Origin of the sequence: Aeromonas sp. R2-1, assembly GCF_040908425.1 — a bacterium.
Classification (GTDB): domain Bacteria; phylum Pseudomonadota; class Gammaproteobacteria; order Enterobacterales; family Aeromonadaceae; genus Aeromonas; species Aeromonas caviae.
In genome coordinates this window covers 150,332-169,336 of record NZ_JBFODR010000028.1, presented here as the reverse complement: position 1 = coordinate 169,336, position 19,005 = coordinate 150,332, and the positions used below count along the sequence as shown (strand labels likewise).

The window sequence follows — 19,005 nt, the reverse complement described above, 5'->3', positions numbered from 1 at the left end:
TAAACATAAAAGAAGCGGCCCTTGGGCCGCTTCTTTCAGAACAGGAACTTATTCCTGATTAGCGGTGATGTAGTCGATAGCCGCTTGAACAGTGGTGATCTTCTCGGCTTCTTCATCAGGAATTTCGGTATCGAATTCTTCTTCCAGCGCCATTACCAGTTCAACGGTATCCAAAGAGTCAGCGCCCAGGTCGTCGACGAAGGAGGCAGCGTTCTTCACGTCTTCTTCTTTAACACCCAGTTGTTCGATGATGATTTTCTTTACGCGTTCTTCGATGTTGCTCATGACCTGAATTTTCCTTTAAAAATACGCTATTGCGTCTGGTTGGGGTAGTGTATTCAATTGACGTGAGTTTGCAAGTGACTTGCCGCTGGTCAAACCACGAAATGTGCCAAACTTCGGCGTATTATCGCAAATTTGAACAGAACTCACGACAAATTGATTACACCATGTACATCCCGCCATTAACATGCAGGGTTTCGCCGGTAATATAGGCGGCATCATCCGATGCCAAGAATACCACAGCGGCAGCAATTTCTTTCGGATCGCCCAAACGGGCGGCAGGCACCTGATTCATGATGCCGGCGCGCTGCTCTTCATTGAGCGCCTTGGTCATGTCGGTCTCGATGAAACCGGGAGCAACCGCATTCACCGTGATGCCACGGGATGCCACTTCACGGGCCAGCGACTTGGTAAAGCCAACCAGACCCGCCTTGGCAGCAGCATAGTTGACCTGACCGGCGTTGCCCATGGTGCCGACCACGGAACCGATGCTGATGATGCGACCGTTGCGCTTCTTCATCATGGTTCGCAATACTGGCTTGCTCAGACGGTACAGGGAGGTGAGATTGGTGTCGATGATCTCGTTCCACTCGTCATCCTTCATCCGCATCAGCAGGTTGTCGCGGGTGATGCCGGCGTTGTTGATCAGGATGTCGATGTCGCCAAAACGCGCCTTGATGGCGGCGAAGACGGTTTCGATAGATTCCTGACTGGTCACGTTCAGTGCCATGCCGCAGCCTTGCTCACCCAGGTAAGCACTGATCGCCTCGGCACCGCTCTCGCTGGTCGCGGTCCCCACGACTTTGGCGCCACGAGCAGCAAACGTCTCCGCAATCGCACGACCAATGCCACGGCTGGCGCCAGTGACCAACACAACCTTATCGGTAAAACTCATGACTTGCTCCTGTTTACTTGATCTGGGCCAGCGCCTGCTCGAACGAGGCGACGTCGTTGGCGTGAATACCTTCCACTCGCGCATCGATACGCTTGGCCAGGCCGGTCAACACCTTGCCCGGGCCCATCTCGATTTCGAGGGTAACACCGTCGTTGGCCATGCGCTCTACCGTTTCAGTCCAGCGAACCGGGCTGAACAGCTGACGCACCAAGGCTTGCTTGATGGCGGCCGGATCCTGCTCACAAGAGACGTCGACATTATTGATGACGGCGATGGCAGGAACCTTGATCTCGATCCCATCCAGGGCGGCGGCCAGCTTTTCTGCGGCCGGTTTCATCAGGGCGCAGTGGGAGGGCACGGAGACCGGCAGCGGCAGGGCACGCTTGGCGCCTGACTCTTTCATCAGCACGTTGGCACGCTCGACCGCCTCTTTGTGGCCGGCGATGACCACCTGGCCCGGAGAGTTGAAGTTGACCGGAGAGACCACCTGCCCCTGGGCCGCTTTCTCACAGTTGGCAGCGATGCTTTCGTTGTCCAGACCGATGATGGCAGCCATGGCACCAGTGCCTTCCGGTACGGCTTCCTGCATGGCCAGACCACGCAGCTCGACCAGTTTGACGGCATCGGCAAACGCCAGCGCGCCGCTGCACACCAGAGCGGAGTATTCCCCCAGGCTGTGGCCGGCCATCACGACGGGGGTTGCCCCCCCCTGTTGCTGCCACAGGCGCCACAGCGCGACGGAGGCGGTCAACAGTGCAGGCTGGGTACGCCAGGTCTTGTTGAGATCCTCGGCCGGGCCTGCCATCACCAGGGCAAACAGGTCATAACCCAGCACCTGGCTCGCCTCGGCGAAGGTCTCTTTAATCACGGCGTGTTGCTCGGCCAGCTCGGCCAGCATGCCGACGCTCTGGGAGCCTTGTCCCGGGAAGGCAATGGCAAATCGGGTCATCATTGATTCCTTTAAGGTAAGACGAATTCGGTAAGCGGGCGCCCGAGGACCGGGCACCGCTCGGTATCAGAGGCGAACCAGCGCAGAGCCCCAGGCAAAACCGCCGCCGAAGGCTTCCAGCAGGACCAGCTGGCCGGGTTTGATGCGACCATCGCGCACCCCTTCATCGAAGGCGATAGGCACGGAGGCCGCGGAGGTATTGCCATGACGATCCAGGGTCAGGATCACCTTGTCGAGCCCCATGCCGAGTTTCTTCGCGGTGGCATTGATGATGCGGAAGTTGGCTTGATGGGGCACCAGCCAGTCCAGCTCGCTCGGCTCGACGTTGGCCGCAGCCAGGGTTTCGGTCACGATCTCGCTAAGGCGTGTCACCGCGACCTTGAAGACATCGTTGCCCTTCATGTACATGTAGGCTTCGAGCTCGGCACCCGGCATGCCGCGACGGGGCTGCGGCAGTTTGAGCAGCTCGCCATAACGGCCATCTGCGTGCAGATGAGTGGAGAGGATGCCAGGAGTGTCGCTGGCACCGATGACCACGGCCCCTGCCCCATCCCCGAACAGGATGATGGTGCCGCGATCCTCGGGATCGCACATACGTGACAGCACGTCCGCACCGACAACCAGCACGTGGCGAGCAGCGCCGGATTTGACGAACTGATCGGCGATGGCGAGAGCATATGTAAAGCCGGCACAGGCGGCGGCTACGTCAAACGCCGGGATCCCCGGTACGTCAAGCAGCCCCTGCAATTCACAGGCAGCAGCTGGGAAGGCATTCTCTGCGCTGGTGGTGGCCAGCACTATCATGTCCAGATCGGCGGCAGTCAGACCTGCCGCATCAAGCGCACGCAAGGCCGCCTGATGAGAAAGGGTCGCGACGGTTTCGTCGGCTCCGGCGATACGGCGTTCACGGATCCCGGTGCGTTCCACGATCCATTCGTCACTGGTTTCAACCATCTGTTCAAGATCGGCGTTGGTACGAACCGAACTCGGCAGATAACTGCCAGTACCCAGAATTTTGCTATGCATAGAGTTTTATAAATCCCTGTCGGAAAAGACAGATTCAAGGCGATCTGCAATTTGCAATGGAAGTTGATGTCTGGCTTCTTGTGCGGCCAGCAGAATCGCATGACACAGAGCGCGGCGCTCGGCCCGCCCATGGCTTTTTACCACAATGCCGCGCAATCCTAACAGACTCGCGCCATTATACTGGTCGGGGTTCAGGTAAGAGAAACGCCGTTTGAACATAAATCCGGCGAGTCGACCAAGAAAACTGCGTTTTTTACGCGGATATCCGGCCAGTTCAGCCATCATCCGCACCACTCCCTCCGCGGTCTTGAGCGCCACGTTGCCCACGAAACCGTCGCAGACGATCACGTCGCACTCGCCGCTGAAGATCCTGTCACCCTCGATAAAACCGACAAAATTCAGGGCGGAGCATTGGCGCAGCAACTCGGCGCTGTGGCGCACCAGGTCGTTGCCCTTGATCTCCTCCTCCCCCACGTTGAGCAGCGCCACTCTGGGTGAAGGTATCCCCTCCACCTTCTCTGCGACCACGGCGCCCATCACAGCAAATTGCAGCAGGGTGTCGGCATCGCAGCTCACGTTCGCTCCCAGATCCAGCATCACGGTCCGTTTTCCACCCAATGTGGGCAGCGCCTTGATGAGGGCTGGCCGGTCAACACCGGGCAAGGATTTGAGCACGCACTTGGCCATGGCCATCAAGGCACCGGTGTTGCCTGCACTGACACAGGCATCGGCAGCGCCGCTCTTGACCAGATCCAGGGTCACGCGCATGGAGGAGTCTTTCAGGGTACGCAGCGCCACGATAGGCTTTTCGCCCATGCCCACGACCTGGGAGGTATGCACGAGACGAACGCGAGGGTGATTGAGCAGGCCATGTTGCTGCAGAAGAGGGGCAGTCTGGTGTTGATCACCGACCAGAACAAGTTTTAGCTGGGGTAGAAGAGACAGTGCCTGCACGGCGGCAGGCACTGTTTCCGAGGGGCCGATATCTCCCCCCATTATGTCTAGCGCGACAGTTTGCGTAGACAAAGGCAATCCTTAAGCGATTACCTTTTTACCGCGGTAGAAACCATCGGCAGTCACGTGGTGACGACGATGAATTTCGCCACTGGTCTGATCAACAGTCAGGGCAGCGGTGGTCAGCGCATCGTGGGAACGACGCATGCCACGCTTGGCGCGGGTTTTACGGTTCTGTTGTACGGCCATGGTAGGCTAACTCCTAAAATTCACTTACGTTTGAGCGCTTCAAGAACTGCAAAGGGATTCGGCCGCTCATCAGCAGGTTCGATTTCACCCCAGCTCATCTCCATGTTTCCTCTGGGACACACATCCACCGGATGCATGGCTACCTGAGGCAACGAGAGGATGAGTTCATCCTCCAGGATTTGATGAAGATCTATCTCGCCGTTTTCGTCCAACTCAATGGGCTCATAAGCTTCCGGCAGTTCTTCCTCGTTTGTTCTTTCGAACAGCGGAGTGTAAATAAAACTAGCTTCACAAAGGTGTTCAAATGTCTCACCACAACGCTGGCAAACCAGGTCGACCTTGGCATGGGCAGTGCCTTTCATAACGGTCAACTTCTGGACATCTTTGCCAAAGTGCAGTGTGACATCCACATCACTTCGCAAGCCTTCGGTTGATTCCTCCAGCCTGGGCATCTGCGACTTTTCCACTATCCCGACATAATCGAGTAGCTTCAAGGCATTACGGACTGGATCAACCTTAACGGGCAACTTCACCTTTTGCATAGGGCGCGAATATTATAGGTCCAACAAGGGATAGTCAAAGGAAAAAGTCCTTACCGCCGATGATTTTACCTTCACAGGCCCCTGCAAGAGGAACTTGTGCTCATCGGTGGCCGATTATGCCATATCGAGCAGGATCTGGCACAGGATCCTGTTCCCCTCCCCTGTCTGTCCACCGGATGTGCTCCTTGGTGTCTCATCAGGTGGCAGAACAGCGCGGGTCGCTCCCCAGCAGGCCTGGTGTCGCAGCCACTCTGGGCTCGGCTTCCATCAGTCGGCGTATGGCTTTGAAACTGCCCACGGCAGCCTTGATGGCAATGGGATTGACCAGCCAGCCCGGCAAGTTGTTGCCCGGGTTGGTATAGGTTTCGAGCCGAACGAGTGTGCTGCCATCCCGTTGGGGTAGCGCCTCCCACCGTCCGGCGCTTTCCTGGATCCGGAACAGCCCTGCATGCAATGGCAGGGCATTCGGCTCTGCCCACACCTCGAGAGTCAGGCTGCAATCAATGCGTCGACTCAGATGGGAGCGGGTGATGAGCTCCCTGTCTTGCACCGGCCAGGGAGATGCCAGGCGGGTATAGACCAGATCATCGTCGGGACCCGATCTGGCCAGCACCCTGACTTCACGGCTCTGGGGCAACCACTCTTCATGGCGCGCCGTGTTCCGCAGCACCGTGATCAGCGCGCCAGGATCGGCATTCACCCGCATCTCCAGACGTAAGGCCTGAAAAGAGGTCGGAGGATGTGGCTGGGTCCAAAGCATCACCCCCTCATCCCCCTGGCGAAGTTGCCATGTCCCTGCCCAGCTGGCGAAGGAGATCAGTGCCATGACCAAGGCCGCATATCGTGTCATCACGCTCAATTCCGATCTCTTGTGTTTGTGCTGTGGTTTCCTCAGCATGCATGCTTCCCGCTAATTAGGCGAGTCCCGCTGTAGACATCTCCTGTTTGCGTGGCCCCATCTGCACAGATAGAATCAACCAATTGATTTATAAATGGATATCATCAAAACATGCAGCCTTCCTTGATCCTCGCGTCCACCTCGTCCTACCGCAAGACCTTGCTGGAAAAACTCGGTCAGCCGTTTCACTGTGCTGCGCCTCAAGTCGATGAGACGGCGCGACACGGGGAGACCGCAGAAGCTCTGGTCAGCAGATTGGCGTTTGCCAAGGCGAATGCCGTTGCCGCTGACCGTGATCAAGGATTGATCATCGGTTCAGATCAGGTGTGCGTCTGTGACGGGCAGATCCTCGGCAAGCCCGGCACGGTGGAGAAGGCGGTCGAGCAGTTGCTGCAGGCCCAAGGCAAGCGCGTCATCTTTTACACCGGGCTGTGCGTGATCAATGCTGCAAATGGCCATGCCGAGCAGCTCGTCGAGCCTTTCACCGTGCATTTTCGTTCGCTCGATGAAGCCGCCATCCGTCGCTATGTGGAGGCCGAACGTCCTCTGGATTGTGCCGGCAGCTTCAAGTGCGAGGGAATGGGCATCGTCTTGTTCAAGGCGCTGGAGGGGCGTGATCCCAACGCCCTTGTCGGTCTTCCCCTGATAGGCTTGGTTGATCTCCTGGGTCGCCACGGCCTGGCTCTCCCATAACAAGAACTCTGCCATGAAAAACGGGAGCCAAGGCTCCCGTTTTTCATGGTTGTCAGCGTGGCAGCTTGGCGAGGAACGCCTCAAGCTCCGGTGACAATGGCGCTTCCACCTGCATCTCCCGGTCGTCCACCGGATGAGTAAAGGTGAGCTTCCAGGCGTGCAGGAACAAACGCTTTAGCCCCTGCCCTCGCATCTTTTCATCAAACCCGGCCTCACCATATTTGTCATCGCAGGCGATGGGATGGCCGGCGTGCTGGGTGTGGACACGGATCTGGTGAGTACGGCCAGTGATGGGACTGCACTCGACCAGTGTGGCCTCGGCAAACTGACGGGCAATCCGGAACCGGGTCTCGGAAGGTTTGCCATCGCTGCTGACCCGCACCACCCGCTCGCCGGATTGCAGATCATTTTTGCGAAGTGGCGCATTGACCACCTTGACGTGGGGTTGCCACTGGCCGCGCACCAGCGCCAGATACTGCTTGCGCATGGTCTTGACCCGCAACTGCTCGTGCAGGCTGCGCAGGGCACTGCGCTTCTTGGCAACCAGCAGCACGCCGGAGGTGTCGCGATCCAGCCGGTGCACCAGTTCGAGGAAACGGGCTTCGGGGCGCAGAGCACGCAGCCCTTCGATGACGCCAAAACTGAGGCCGCTGCCGCCGTGCACTGCCATGCCGGACGGCTTGTTTAGCACTATCATGGCGTCGTCTTCAAACAGGATCTGGCTCTCCAGACGCTGGATGCTGCCGAGGTTGGCAGAAGGCAACTCATTCTTCTCGGCCACACGCACGGGGGGCACCCGCACCTCGTCACCGGCACAAAGCTTGTATTCCGGTTTGATGCGCTTCTTGTTGACCCGCACCTCCCCTTTTCGAAGGATGCGATAAATCAGGCTCTTGGGGACGCCCTTTAACTGAGTCTTGAGAAAATTGTCGATGCGCTGCCCGTCATGCTCAGCTTCGATGGTGAGCAGCTGCACTTGTTGATGTATCTGTGTCATGGCGCGGATTTTAACACCGCTGACAGCCCTTGGCTCCATGCTTTGTTAAAAAATGGCGTCTTGCTATAAAAGTGGTTTAAATGGGATAATAAACAAGGTTTTGTCATTGTGTTCAAGCCTTGTACTAAGTGGCCAAAATGTATGCCACCCAATCCCGAAACACCGTGTATACAAGAACATGACGGTTCCCGGGTGCGAGGTACAACGCATGGAGAACACAAACAGAGCCGACGTAAATTGTCTCCACATCGGTATCCTTAATTCACGCCCTCTCGAGAAGGCTGAACCAGAGTGCCCTTAGTTTGCGCCTCATGCATACCCCAACCGGGAGGTTGCCCCAGCATGCTGAAGACCCGAGGCCGGCGCCGGCAGGACCCAGTGGAGGAATCAAAATGACAAAATAATGAGAACTCAATGAAAAGAATGCTAATCAACGCGACTCAGGAAGAGGAGTTGCGCGTAGCGCTGGTTGACGGACAACAGCTCTACGATTTGGATATTGAAAGTCCGGGACACGAGCAGAAAAAAGCGAACATTTACAAGGGCAAAATCACCCGAGTAGAACCCAGTCTTGAAGCTGCTTTTGTTGACTATGGCGCCGAACGCCACGGTTTCCTGCCGTTAAAGGAAATCGCCCGCAATTACTTCCCCTCCGGTTACTCCTATCAGGGTCGTCCCAACATCAAAGAAGTGGTCCGCGAAGGCCAGGAAGTGATTGTCCAGATCGACAAGGAAGAGCGTGGTACCAAGGGTGCAGCCCTCACCACCTTCATCAGTCTGGCTGGCAGCTACCTGGTGCTGATGCCGAACAACCCCCGTGCCGGCGGCATCTCCCGTCGCATCGAGGGTGACGAGCGGACCGAGCTGAAGGAAGCCCTGAGCGGACTGACCGTGCCGGACGGCATGGGCCTCATCGTGCGCACTGCCGGTGTGGGTAAGTCCCCGGAAGAGCTGGAGTGGGATCTGAATGTTCTGCTCAATCACTGGGACTCCATCCACAAGGCGTCACAACAACGTTCCGCTCCGGTGCTCATTCACCAGGAGAGCAACGTCATCGTGCGCGCCATCCGTGACTATCTGCGTCGCGATGTGGGCGAGATCCTGATCGACAACCCGGTCATCTTCGAACGCGCCAAGTCGCATATCGAGCTGGTCCGTCCCGATTTCCTCAATCGCGTGAAGCTGTACAAGGGTGATGTCGCTCTGTTCAACCACTTCCAGATCGAGAGCCAGATCGAATCGGCCTTCCAGCGCGAAGTGCGCCTGCCCTCCGGCGGCAGCATCGTCATCGACCCGACCGAAGCACTGACCTCCATCGATATCAACTCCTCCCGCGCCACCAAGGGCGGCGATATCGAAGAGACCGCCCTGCAGACCAACCTGGAAGCGGCCGACGAGATTGCCCGTCAATTGCGTCTGCGTGACCTGGGTGGCCTGATTGTCATCGACTTCATCGACATGACCCCGGTTCGCCATCAGCGCGAAGTGGAAAACCGTCTGCGTGAAGCGGTGCATCAGGATCGTGCCCGCATCCAGCTGGGCCGTATCTCCCGTTTCGGTCTGCTGGAGATGTCTCGCCAGCGCCTGCGTCCCTCCCTCAACGAGTCCAGCAGCCATATCTGCCCCCGTTGCCAGGGTCAGGGGGTCATCCGTGACAATGAATCCCTCGCCCTGTCCATCCTGCGTCTCATCGAAGAAGAGGCCATGAAGGACAACACCGAGCAGGTGCATGCCCAGGTGCCGGTCGATGTGGCCGCCTATCTGCTCAACGAGAAGCGTACCTCCATCGCCAATCTGGAACAGCGCAATGATGTGCGTGTCTACATCATTCCGAACCAGCATCTGGAAACCCCGCACTACGAAGTGGCCCGCATCCGTCAGAACGAGATCCCGGAAGCGGCCAGCTACGAGCTCAAAACCGAGATTGCCAAGCCGGTCTATCAGCCGCGCCAGGCTCAGGTAGTCGAGCGTGAACAACCGCTGCTGCAAGGGTTTGCCCCGGCTCCTCAGCCGGTTGCGCCCGCCGCCCCGGCTCCTGTTGCGACTCCCGCTCCGGTTGCAGAACAAGTCGGCTTCTTTGGCAAGCTGGCCAAGGCCTTCTCCGGCCTGTTCGGTGCCTCCTCCGATGCGGCTCCGGCCGAGGTGAAGGCGCCTGCCGACAAACCGGCCGCCCAGCGCGAAGCTCGCAAGGATGACGGGCACCGTCACCAGCGCGATGAATCCCGCAGCCGTGGTCAACGTGGCCGTCGTGACGACAACCGCAGCAATCGCAACGCCGAGGCCGGCGAGAAGCGTGAAGGCGCAGCCAGCCGCGAGAGCAGTGATCGCAATCGTCGCCCGCGCAAAGAGCGTGAGCCTCGTCAAGAGCGGGAACCGCGTCAGGAACGGGAACCCCGTGGTGACGTGCGCACCGAACAGCGCATGGAGCGTGAGCCTCGCGAACCCCGCCAGGAGCGCGAACCTCGTGCCCCGCGTCCGGCTCGTGAACCTCGCGTCCCCCGCGAACCCCGTGCCGAGGTGATCGTCGAGGCGGTTGATACCGTTGATACAGCTGTCGCCAGCGCTGAACCGCGTCAGGAAAAAGAGCAGAAAGTGGCCGAGCGCCGCGAACGTCGCCAACTGCGCAAGCAGATCCGTGTCGATGTCGCCGCGACCGACACCCCTGCCCTGCCGACTGACGAGCAAATCACCGATGTCGCCGACGTGCAAACCGCCGCTGAGCAGCAAGAAGAGCAAGGCGAAGGTCAGCGTCGTTCCCGCCGTACCCCGCGCAATCAGCGTATCGAAGGGCAACGTCGCAAGCGTATCAACGAAGAGGCTCGTGGCCAGCGTGAAGACGAAGCACAAGGCGAAGTGCAGCTGACTGCCGCTGCCCAGGCCGATGCGGCTCAGGTGAAGGTGGAAGAACCGGTTGTGCCTGTCATCACCATTCCGAGCGCAGAAGCGGTTGCAGCCGCCCTGCAGGCCTCCGCCGCACTGACCGAACACGTGGTGGCTGAAGCCGTTGCTGAGGAAGCGGCAGAGCAAGCACTGGCAGCCCAGGCTGTGGACGTGCCCTCCACTGACGAAGTTGAGCAGGCTGCGCAAGCAGACGCTGAACCCGCCGCCGAAGTGGCAGTTGTCGAACCCGAGATGGTCGAACCTATCGTCGACACCGCCTCTCATGACGAACCTGTAGCCTTGATCGACGCTGTCGAGCAGACCCAGCAAGTGGAGGCCATCCCAGAAGAGGTTGCACCGGTTGCTGAAGCGGCACCTGTCGTGATCGCTGAGGAGACGGCCACCGCCGAGGCGAAGGTCGTCGAGATGCCGGCTGCAGTGGTGCAAACCGAGCCAGCAACCAGCCCCGAAGTGAAGGTCAGCAAGGGTGCCGGTGTATTGGCCCGTGCCCGCAAGGCTTATGCCCCCATGGCAACGCCGGCTGCGGCTCCTGCCCCGACACCCCGTGAACCCGTGGAGTACGCTCCCCTGGTACGCAGCGAAGTCGTGACCTCCGGTCGCCACGGTGGCAGCACCGCTGCCAGCAACGTGGCAACCAGCCCGGCCGGTCGCCCCTGAGCAGACTCGTTAGTCTGAATAAAGAGCCACACATCGTGTGGCTCTTTTTTTGTCTCTTTTTTGGGGCTGACATCGCCTTGCTCTCCCCCCTGCCCGTTCGATATCCGCCGCTTTCCCGATGTTCAGCGACCACACACACCCAGTCCAAGCAAGACGTGAATAACACACCAGACAGAGGATTCATCTCTGTCAAAGCATCACGACATGTTCTGCTTTGTCGACAGGGTCCGTGCATTGACAGCATATGATGCCATTGGCAAACAGTCTGGCAGCGTTCCCCCTTTGGTAACACAGTCGGTGTGTTCAGTGGTGGCTGAGACAGCCCAGATTGAACGGGAATGCCAGACATAGGGCAACCTGTGGCGCTCTTCACTCTCATCATTTCTGGTGAGGATCATAGACCCGTTGAACGCCCTCCCTTCAGCTTCACGTGCAAGGGTCGGCTCGTAACAAGGCGTCACACAGGCAGGTTCCCCTCACTGTGTACAACGAGTGGCTCAGGGATGTTGAGAAGCCAAAGAGGTGATAGATAATGTCATTCAACCTATTGTCTGATGGCATACAGCTATTACTCATTGAACTATTGCCGCATGACGTGACATTCACCAGGCAACAAAAAAGGGCCCGAAGGCCCTTGTTTCATTTCCAATGACTGTCGCACTTATCCGCCAAAGATATGGTTGTTCAGCAGGAAGAGACCGCCGGAGAGCAGCATGGTGAGCGGCAATGTCAGCACCCAGGCCAGCAGAATGGTCTTGATGGTCTGGCTCTGCAGGCCGGACTTGTTGGCCACCATGGTCCCCGCCACCGCAGAGGAGAGAATGTGGGTAGTGGACACCGGCATCCCGGTTAGACTCGCAATCCCGATGGACGCGGCGGCCGTGATCTGGGCTGCAATGCCCTGGCTGTAGGTCATGCCGGAGGAACCGATCTTCTCCCCTACCGTGTAGACGATACGACGCCAGCCCACCATGGTGCCGCAACCGAGCGCCAGGGCGATGGACACGATGACCCAGGTCGGCGCATATTCGGCCGTTGCGGTCAGATCCTTGCGCCATTTGGCGAGATCGGTCAGCTCCTTGGCCGGCAGCGGCAACTTGGAGACCTTGCGGGCAGTGTCGTCGATGCACAGCAGCAGACGACGCACCTCGCGGCGATCCACCAGGTTCATCTCCTCGTAGGTGCGCACCTGGCCCAGACGCTTGTCGAGGGTAGCCATGGCCTGCAGGGCCTCCCCTGCCGCACAGTGACTCATCAGCTCTTCCTGGGCTTTGGCAGGCACACTGAAGTTCACCAGATGGGAAACCTGTTCCTGGTTACGCTGGTAGATCTCCATGATGCGCTGGTTGGCATCCTGGGTTCTGTCCAGATCATAGGAGCGGCTGTTCATGTCCAGCGCAAAATAGGCAGGCGCCATGCAGATCAGCACCAGCATCACCAGACCGATGCCTTTCTGACCATCGTTGGAGCCGTGCACGAAGCTCACCCCCATTGCGGAACAAATCAGAGTGACACGGGCCCAGAACGGTGGATGCTTCTTGCCGTCCACCAGCAGGCGCTCTTCCGGGGTCTTGTGGATCTTGCTGCCAAGCCATACGCGCTTCATGGCGAACAGCAGCAGGGCGGCAATGATGAAGCCCACAGTGGGAGAGATGATGAGAGAGAGCATGATGTCGATGGCTTTGCCGACGTTGATACCCTCTTTCAGGGGTTGATGGCTGATCAGGGCATAGGCGCCGCCTACCCCCAGGATGGAACCGATCAGGGTGTGGGAGCTGGATGCCGGAATACCGAAGTACCAGGTTCCCAGGTTCCAGACGATGGCCGAGAACAGCAGGGAGAACACCATGATCAGACCCTGGGTAGAGTCCATGCCAAGCAGCAGATCGATGGGCAGCAGGTGAACGATGGCGTAGGCCACCCCCAATCCCCCCAGCATGACCCCGGCGAAATTGAACAGACCGGAAGCCACCACCGCCATATGAGCCGGCATCGCCTTGGTATAGATAACCGTTGCTACCGCGTTGGCGGTATCGTGAAAGCCGTTGATGAATTCATAGGCCAGCACAAAAAAAACGGCCAATACCAAACCGATTGACCACCACAAACCCAAACCACTAAACATTTCAAACATAAAAACGAACCTGTTTATGAGTTGCGGCGGATTATGCCAGAAGGCTCGATGCGCCATACCCGTTGTTGAAATATTTCAGCAAAAAAAAAAAAGGGCATTCCGTCAGAAAATGTCTTAGGGCCTGTAGGAACGGGGCTTGTCGAGGATTAATTTAAGTCCATTCCATTGCTGTGGATAGGCGCCAATCAAAGCCTAAGCATCGCTCGATGTCCCGAAAAAGGCCGCTTTTCAACCCGCTCGGCACGTCCGTTTCCTTTTGTCAGATATAAAAGAGGGTGCCCTGGCACCCTCCTCGATAGACAAGCCGCACGGTGCGGGGGTCAATCCTGGTTGATCCGGCTGGCCACAGCCCCTTGCTGACTCTTGTATTTGGCATTTTCCCGTTTGTTGTACGGGCGAGCCGCGGTACCTGACAGCATCTCGAAGTTCAGGGCACCGATCTTCATCTTGGGACGCAGGGCCAGAGGCAACTTGCCGCCGTTGTAAAACTCCAGCACGATGCGACCGGACCAGCCCGGATCGATGCGGTGGGCGGTGACGTGCACCATGAGGCCGAGGCGCGCCAGGGAGGAGCGACCATCCAGCCAGCCGACGATATCGGCGGGCAAGGTAACCGATTCATAGGTCACCGCCAGCGCCAGCTGACCCGGGTGCAGATAGAAGGCTTCACCGTCCGGCACGTGGATCTCCTCGCTCATCACCCGCTCGATGGCATCGGCCATCTCGGCACTGGTACCGCCAAGGTCGATGTAAGGCGCGGTATGATCGCGAAACACCCGAAACTCGTTGCCCAGCAGCACATCGACGCTGACGCCGCTGATCCGCTCAACACCGGGCCGCGGCTCGATGACGATCTTGCCTTCATCCAGGTGCCGTTCGATATCGGTATCACAAAGACGCATTCTGCGACTCTCCTGACAAAAGATTCATTAAAAAAAGCCGGGCATCACCCGGCTTGTTTTCTCTCAACCAATCAACATATGGCGGATACGCGCCTTGAGCATGTCGATGGCGATGCGGTTCTTGCCGCCACGGGGCACGATCACGTCGGCATACTGCTTGGACGGGTCGATGAACTGCATGAACATGGGACGCACAGTCTTCTGATACTGCTTGAGCACGGAGTCCATGGTACGACCGCGCTCCTGCACATCGCGCACCAGACGGCGCAGCAAACAGATGTCGAGCGGGGTATCCATGAAGATGGAGGCGTCCATCAGTTCGCGCAGGCGGCTGTCGGTCAACAGCAGTATCCCTTCGAGGATGATGACACGGCGCGGTGCAAAGGTAGTGACCTCGGTCATGCGCGTGTGCTCGGTATAGGAGTACTGTGGGATGTTGACCGCCTCCCCTTGCGTCAGCTGGGTCAGATGCTGCACCAGCAGATCGTGATCCAGGGCATTGGGGTGGTCATAGTTGGTCTTGACCCGCTCTTCCATGGTCAGGTGGGTCTGATCACGGTAGTAGCAATCCTCGGTGATCACACCAATCTGACCCGCTCCCAGCTCGGCCACCAGCTCTTCATAGATGGTTTGGGCGATAAGACTCTTGCCGGACGCGGATGCACCAGCAATACCGATGATCACGCAGGAATGTTGAGTATCAGACATTGAAAATACCTAAAGAGAAGAGCACTGGGGATTGTTTAAACCGATCCATTATATGAAAAAGGGGTGGCCATGCCCACCCCAAATCCGTCCCCCTTGGCCGAACGCCGATTATTCGTCCAGCGCCACCGTGTAGAGCGGGGTCGCAATCGGTTTTGCGCTGAAATAGAGCTCGGCCCCTACCCGGCGAGCCAGTTTCAGGTAAGTCTGTGACAGCTCGCCATCCGGCGCACCGAACACGGTGGGGCAGCCTTCATCCATGTGCTGGCGAATGTCGATATGCAGCGGCAGCTGACCAAGCAGCGCCACGTGATACTGCTCCGCCATCTTCTGGCCACCGCCGGTACCGAACAACGGCTCGTGATGCCCGCAGGCACTGCAGACGTGGTAACTCATGTTCTCGACGATGCCAAGCACAGGCACATTGACCTTGTTGAACATGGCGATCCCCTTGCGGGCATCTGCCAGCGCCACATCCTGGGGCGTCGTGACGATCACCGCCGCCGTGGTGGGCACCTGCTGGGCCAGCGTCAGCTGGATATCGCCAGTGCCCGGGGGCATGTCCACCACCAGGTAGTCCACCTCGCCCCAGCGGGTCTCGTGCAGGATCTGCCCGAGTGCCTTGCTCGCCATGGGACCGCGCCAGATGGTGGCATCCTGCTCAGCCACCAGATAACCGATGCTGTTGCTCTTGATGCCGCAGGCCATCACCGGCTCCATCAACTTGCCATCAAAGCTGACAGGGCGCTCCTTGAGGGTCCCCGTCATGGTCGGGATGGAGGGGCCATAGATGTCCGCATCCAGCAGGGCGACCCGCGCCCCCTCTTTTTGCAGCGCCAACGCCAGGTTGACCGCGGTAGTGGACTTGCCCACCCCTCCCTTGCCAGAGGCAACCACCAGGATATTGCGGATCCCCTGCACCGCCGCCAGTTGCTGCGCGCGGGGCATGCTGGCCACGTCTATCTCCCCCGTCCACTCGATGCGGGTCGCACCGGTGACGCTGCGCAGCCGGGAATCGAACTCCTCTTTGATCTGTTCAAACAGGGACTGGCCGGCAAAGGGCAGCACCAGCGTGATGGCCAGGGTCTGTTCGTGCCGCTCGACGGCACGCACAAAACCGGCCGCGACCAGATCCTTGCCCCATCCTGCCGGCTTAAATTCGGCCAGGATCTGTTTTACTGAATCAATCACCATTAACTCCCCATTATGTTGTCGTTATGCTGAGGTGAACGGTTACCGCACATAAATCAGTGGCTTGCCGACGTCATCGTGATGCCGCCAGTCAGGGCACCGGGGGCCACAACCCTAGGCAGGCCGCCCCCAATTCGGGTAACATGCACGGCACTGTATCATCCCAACAGGCACATAAAGAACGTATTATGGCAACTGATCCTCGTAGAATGCTGGTAACCTGCGCCCTCCCCTATGCCAACGGCTCCATCCATCTCGGCCACATGCTGGAACACATCCAGGCCGATATCTGGGTTCGTTATCAGCGAATGCGTGGCCATCAGGTGCATTTCGTCTGTGCCGACGATGCCCACGGTACGCCCATCATGCTCAAGGCGCAGCAGATGGGGATCTCGCCGGAAGAGATGATTGCCGCCGTCTCCCAGGAGCACCAGGGGGATTTTGCCGGTTTCAACATCAGCTTCGACAACTACCACTCCACCCACAGCGACGAGAACCGCGAGCTGGCGGGCGTGATCTATGGCCGCCTCAAAGAGTCCGGCAAAATCAAGATCCGCACCATCTCCCAACTGTTCGATCCGGAAAAATCCATGTTCCTACCGGATCGCTTCGTCAAGGGCACCTGTCCCAAATGCAAGTCCCCCGATCAGTACGGTGACAACTGCGACGCGTGCGGCGCCACCTACAGCCCGACCGAGCTGATTGATCCGAAATCCGCCGTCTCCGGTGCGACCCCGGTGATGAAGGACTCCGAGCACTACTTCTTCGACCTGCCCCAGTTCGAAGCCTGGCTCGCCGACTGGGTACGCGGCTCCGGCGCCATCCAGGAAGAGATGGCCAACAAGATGCAAGAGTGGTTCGAAAGCGGCCTGCAACAGTGGGACATCACCCGTGACGCCCCCTACTTCGGCTTCGAAATTCCCGGTGCCCCCGGCAAGTACTTCTATGTCTGGCTGGACGCCCCCATCGGCTACATGGCGTCGTTCAAGAACCTGTGCAACAAGCGCGGCGACATCGACTTCGACAGCTACTGGAAAGCGGACTCCGACGCCGAGCTCTATCACTTCATCGGCAAGGACATCGCCTACTTCCACTGCCTGTTCTGGCCGGCCATGCTGGAAGGCGCGAACTTCCGCAAGCCGACCAAGGTCAACGTACACGGCTATGTGACCGTCAACGGCGCCAAGATGTCCAAGTCCAAGGGCACCTTCATCAAGGCGTCCACCTATCTCAAGCACCTGGATCCGGAGTGCCTGCGTTACTACTACGCCGCCAAGCTCAACAGCCGCATCGACGATCTAGACTTGAACCTCGAAGACTTCGTCTCCCGCGTCAACGCCGACGTGGTCAACAAGCTGGTCAACCTGGCCTCTCGCAACGCCGGCTTTATCGCCAAGCGTTTTGACGGCAAGCTGGCCGCCACCTGCGCCGAGCCCGCACTCTACGCCGAGTTTGCCAACGCCAGCGCCAGCATCGCCGAAGCCTATGAAGCGCGCGAATTCAGTCGCGCCATCCGCGAGATCATGGCACTGGCCGACAAGGCCAACCGCTATGTGGATGACAAGGCTCCCTGGGTCATCGCCAAGCAGGAAGGGGCGGATGCCGAGCTGCAAGCCGTCTGCTCCGTCGGCATCAACCTGTTCCGCGTGCTGATGGCCTACTTGAAGCCCGTCATGCCGCAACTGGCCGAGCGCGCCGAAGCCTTCCTTGGCGAAACCCTGACCTGGGATGGCATCACCGCCCCTCTGGTCGACCACAGCGTCGCCCCCTTCAAGGCACTCTTCTCCCGCATCGAGTCCGCCAAGGTGGATGCCATGGTGGAAGCGTCCAAGGAAGATCTCGCCAAGGAGCAGAGCAAGAAGCCGGCAGGCCCCCTGGTGGACGATCCCATCAGCGAGACCATCACCTACGACGACTTTGCCAAGATTGACCTGCGGGTGGCGCTGATCAAGAAAGCCGAAGCGGTGCCGGAAGCCGAGAAGCTGCTGAAGTTGCAGCTGGATATCGGCGGCGAAACCCGTCAGGTCTTTGCCGGTATCAAGTCCGCCTACAACCCGGAAGATCTGGAAGGCAAGCTGACCGTGATGGTGGCCAACCTGGCCCCGCGCAAGATGCGCTTTGGCATGTCCGAAGGTATGGTGCTGGCGGCAGGTCCGGGCGGCAAGGATCTCTGGATCCTCGAGCCCCAGGAAGGTGCTCAGCCGGGCATGCGCGTGAAGTAATACGCCCCTTCCCAGACAGTCCCAATGAAAAGAGAGGCCAATGGCCTCTCTTTTTTTATCTTGTGGGGTGCTTACTGCCCGCTCTGCAGCAATGCCATGCGAAGGCCGACCAGCTCCGCCTGATGGCAATCCAGTTGCAGTAGTTGGCAGCGTATCTCTGTTTTCAGGGCTCGCCGTTGCTGGCCCCGCCCCGTTTCGCCCCCAAGGCGTCTGAGCCATTGGCGCCTGTCCTGCAATTGCCCAAGCCGCTCCTGCCAGCTCACCAGCATGGACAACCAGGCCGGATCCCCTCCCCCCTGTGCCGTCAGCAGCTCCATCCCGTAGCGCGCCTGTTTCAGCACCAGACGCAGCCGGTGCCAGCACCGAAGTTTCGCCCTGATGCCCACAGGAAGGGAGGTGGTCTTCGCCAGTGCATCCGACAGTGACAGCGCCAGATGCAGCTGAAACAGCGGCAAGAGATCGACACCGACGGGCACCTCTTCCAGTCGGGCCAGCCAACGGGCAAGCAGGCCGGTCAACAGGGGGACCCGTGGCAAGCGGTTCTGCCGAAGCGAGCCACCATGATGCTGCGCATAGACCTGGGCATCGCGCAGGGCGGAGAGCGTGCCGACGGCACGGGTCAATCGCCGCTCCAGCTCGGGCTCATGAATGAGGGGTCGCCACAGGGCGAGCAGCGCCAGCAGGCGGCGGGCCGCTATCCGGTAGGCATGCACCTCTTCCATCCCCTTGTGCTCGCGCAGTGCCAGGGTCGCCCCCCGATATTGCCCAACGAGCCGGTTGGCCTGCGCAATCCCGCTCTCCCCCATGA

The 19,005-nt window shown here is 59.0% G+C and carries 17 protein-coding genes; 3 read left to right on the top strand and 14 right to left on the bottom strand.

The window, feature by feature from the left end; translation table 11 throughout:
• Positions 1-48: 48 nt before the first annotated feature.
• The 8 genes from acpP to AB5Y80_RS09590 all read right to left on the bottom strand — a co-directional run bounded on the left by acpP (position 49) and on the right by AB5Y80_RS09590 (position 5,723).
• Entirely contained in the window at positions 49-285 is a 237-nt protein-coding gene (gene acpP / locus AB5Y80_RS09625; RefSeq protein WP_005300909.1) for an acyl carrier protein, read from the bottom strand.
• A 157-nt stretch (positions 286-442) separates the two neighbouring features.
• Positions 443-1,177, bottom strand: coding sequence for a 3-oxoacyl-ACP reductase FabG (fabG, locus tag AB5Y80_RS09620; protein ID WP_309563619.1), 735 nt, complete (start codon positions 1,175-1,177; stop codon positions 443-445).
• Positions 1,178-1,190: 13 nt separating this feature from the next.
• The gene (gene fabD / locus AB5Y80_RS09615; protein WP_039041170.1) at positions 1,191-2,126 is read right to left on the bottom strand and encodes an ACP S-malonyltransferase; all 936 of its coding nucleotides are present in this window, start codon (positions 2,124-2,126) and stop codon (positions 1,191-1,193) included.
• Positions 2,127-2,192: 66 nt separating this feature from the next.
• Positions 2,193-3,152, bottom strand: coding sequence for a beta-ketoacyl-ACP synthase III (locus AB5Y80_RS09610; protein WP_010674740.1), 960 nt, complete (start codon positions 3,150-3,152; stop codon positions 2,193-2,195).
• 6 nt (positions 3,153-3,158) lie between these two features.
• Positions 3,159-4,178, bottom strand: a complete 1,020-nt coding sequence (gene plsX, locus AB5Y80_RS09605; protein ID WP_128271390.1) for a phosphate acyltransferase PlsX — start codon at positions 4,176-4,178, stop codon at positions 3,159-3,161.
• A 9-nt stretch (positions 4,179-4,187) separates the two neighbouring features.
• Entirely contained in the window at positions 4,188-4,355 is a 168-nt protein-coding gene (gene rpmF / locus AB5Y80_RS09600) for a 50S ribosomal protein L32 (RefSeq protein ID WP_005300935.1), read from the bottom strand.
• A gap of 20 nt (positions 4,356-4,375) precedes the next feature.
• Positions 4,376-4,897 carry a 23S rRNA accumulation protein YceD gene (gene yceD, locus AB5Y80_RS09595; RefSeq protein WP_368172855.1) on the bottom strand — a complete coding sequence of 174 codons (522 nt, stop codon included), beginning with the start codon at positions 4,895-4,897 and terminating at the stop codon, positions 4,376-4,378.
• 196 nt (positions 4,898-5,093) lie between these two features.
• Positions 5,094-5,723 (bottom strand): START domain-containing protein, encoded by a 630-nt coding sequence (locus AB5Y80_RS09590; RefSeq protein WP_323136547.1) that lies wholly within the window; start codon positions 5,721-5,723, stop codon positions 5,094-5,096.
• A 183-nt stretch (positions 5,724-5,906) separates the two neighbouring features.
• On the opposite strand from AB5Y80_RS09590, the gene AB5Y80_RS09585 reads away from it, so the two are divergent.
• On the top strand, positions 5,907-6,488 hold the full coding sequence (locus tag AB5Y80_RS09585) for a nucleoside triphosphate pyrophosphatase (RefSeq protein WP_103260124.1): 582 nt from the start codon (positions 5,907-5,909) through the stop codon (positions 6,486-6,488).
• A gap of 52 nt (positions 6,489-6,540) precedes the next feature.
• Here the strand turns inward: AB5Y80_RS09585 and rluC are convergent, their stop codons facing one another.
• A complete protein-coding gene (rluC, locus tag AB5Y80_RS09580; RefSeq protein ID WP_201893979.1) occupies positions 6,541-7,485 on the bottom strand; it encodes a 23S rRNA pseudouridine(955/2504/2580) synthase RluC in 945 nt (314 codons plus the stop codon).
• A 414-nt stretch (positions 7,486-7,899) separates the two neighbouring features.
• On the opposite strand from rluC, the gene rne reads away from it, so the two are divergent.
• On the top strand, positions 7,900-11,043 hold the full coding sequence (gene rne / locus AB5Y80_RS09575; protein WP_368172854.1) for a ribonuclease E: 3,144 nt from the start codon (positions 7,900-7,902) through the stop codon (positions 11,041-11,043).
• A gap of 661 nt (positions 11,044-11,704) precedes the next feature.
• On the opposite strand, the gene AB5Y80_RS09570 is transcribed toward rne, so the two are convergent.
• The 4 genes from AB5Y80_RS09570 to apbC all read right to left on the bottom strand — a co-directional run bounded on the left by AB5Y80_RS09570 (position 11,705) and on the right by apbC (position 15,978).
• Positions 11,705-13,177, bottom strand: a complete 1,473-nt coding sequence (locus tag AB5Y80_RS09570; RefSeq protein ID WP_368172853.1) for an inorganic phosphate transporter — start codon at positions 13,175-13,177, stop codon at positions 11,705-11,707.
• A 320-nt stretch (positions 13,178-13,497) separates the two neighbouring features.
• A complete protein-coding gene (dcd, locus tag AB5Y80_RS09565) occupies positions 13,498-14,079 on the bottom strand; it encodes a dCTP deaminase (RefSeq protein ID WP_010674732.1) in 582 nt (193 codons plus the stop codon).
• A gap of 63 nt (positions 14,080-14,142) precedes the next feature.
• Positions 14,143-14,787, bottom strand: a complete 645-nt coding sequence (gene udk, locus AB5Y80_RS09560; protein ID WP_010674731.1) for a uridine kinase — start codon at positions 14,785-14,787, stop codon at positions 14,143-14,145.
• A 108-nt stretch (positions 14,788-14,895) separates the two neighbouring features.
• Entirely contained in the window at positions 14,896-15,978 is a 1,083-nt protein-coding gene (gene apbC / locus AB5Y80_RS09555; protein WP_266142053.1) for an iron-sulfur cluster carrier protein ApbC, read from the bottom strand.
• A gap of 185 nt (positions 15,979-16,163) precedes the next feature.
• Here apbC and metG point away from each other — a divergent pair, with 185 nt between their 5' ends.
• Positions 16,164-18,197 carry a methionine--tRNA ligase gene (metG, locus tag AB5Y80_RS09550; protein WP_368172852.1) on the top strand — a complete coding sequence of 678 codons (2,034 nt, stop codon included), beginning with the start codon at positions 16,164-16,166 and terminating at the stop codon, positions 18,195-18,197.
• Positions 18,198-18,268: 71 nt separating this feature from the next.
• Here the strand turns inward: metG and AB5Y80_RS09545 are convergent, their stop codons facing one another.
• Entirely contained in the window at positions 18,269-19,003 is a 735-nt protein-coding gene (locus AB5Y80_RS09545) for a CHAD domain-containing protein (protein WP_323890600.1), read from the bottom strand.
• Positions 19,004-19,005 lie beyond the last annotated feature (2 nt).